This is a genomic window from Micromonospora humida (genome assembly GCF_016901255.1).
GTDB classification, from domain to species: domain Bacteria; phylum Actinomycetota; class Actinomycetes; order Mycobacteriales; family Micromonosporaceae; genus Micromonospora; species Micromonospora wenchangensis.
Map to the genome: position 1 here is coordinate 1 of NZ_JAFEUC010000042.1, position 1143 is coordinate 1143.

The 1143-nt window shown below is 68.2% G+C and carries 1 protein-coding gene; it reads right to left on the reverse strand.

Translation table 11 applies throughout. The annotated features are described in order from the left end of the window. Window positions 1-7: 7 nt before the first annotated feature. The gene (locus JQX11_RS31955; RefSeq protein WP_232379000.1) at window positions 8-1078 is read right to left on the reverse strand and encodes an IS30 family transposase; all 1071 of its coding nucleotides are present in this window, start codon (window positions 1076-1078) and stop codon (window positions 8-10) included. Window positions 1079-1143: the final 65 nt, after the last annotated feature.

Consider the following 1143-nt stretch of genomic DNA (forward strand, 5'->3'; position numbering starts at 1 on the left):
GGCGGTTTCATGGGGTCGGTGCAAGTAGTAGTCGATCAAGGGCTTCGGCGGGAGTGTCCCATCCGAGGGTCTGTCGGGGGCGGCCGTTGAGTTGGATCGCGACGGTGTCGAGGTCGTTTTGGGTGATGGTGCGGAAGTCGGTCGTGCCTTTGGGGTAGTACTGGCGTAGGAGTCCGTTGGTGTTCTCGTTGCTGCCGCGTTGCCATGGGCTGTGGGGGTCGCACAGGTAGACGCGGCAGCCGGTGGTCAGGGTGAAGTGGCGGTGTGCGGCGAGTTCGGTGCCTTGGTCCCAGGTCAGGGAGCGGGCCAGGTGGCGGGGAAGTCGGGCCAGTTGGGCGCGGACCACGGCCAGGACCTCGGGGCTGGTGCGGTCGGTGGGTAGCGCGCCGAGCAGCACGTAGCGGGTCGTGCGTTCGACCAGGGTGACGATCGCTGAGGCACCGTTACGGCCGATGACCAGGTCGCCTTCCCAGTGTCCCGGCACCGCCCGGTCCTGGACCTCGGCGGGTCGGGCGCTGATGTGGACATCCTCGGTGACCCAGGGCCGGCCCCGGATCGCCCGGCGGGCGGCCTGCGCGGCGCGGGACTGCGAACGGCGCTGCTGACGTCCGCTGCGCAGCGCGTCATCGACCAGTTCCCGCAGGCTGCCCCGCGCCCGCAGATAGATCGACTGATAGATCGTCTCGTGCGACACCCGCATCTCCGGCCGGTCAGGAAACTCACGCCGCAGCCGCCCGACGATCTGCCGCGGCGACCACCGTTCACCCAGCCATTGCACCACCGTGGTCTGCAACGGCCCCGGCTGACTCAACACCCGCGCCTTGGGCCTACGCCGCCGCGCGTTGGCCCTACGCTGCGCCCAGTCCGCCTGATACCCCCACCGATACAACCCACCACGCACCGGACCGAGAGGATTCTTCACCCCGTGCCGCGAAGAGTTGCCCCGCTCCACCTCCCGCCACACCGACGACAACCCCACACCGACCACCGCCGCGATCTGCGTCAACGTCGATCCCTGACCCCACAGATGCTCAATCACCTGCCGATGACCCGCTGTCAACACATGCGCCCGCGCCATCCCCACTCCTTCGACCGATCCATACCGTGATCAACGATCACTTGCACAGACCGGTCGAACCCGCC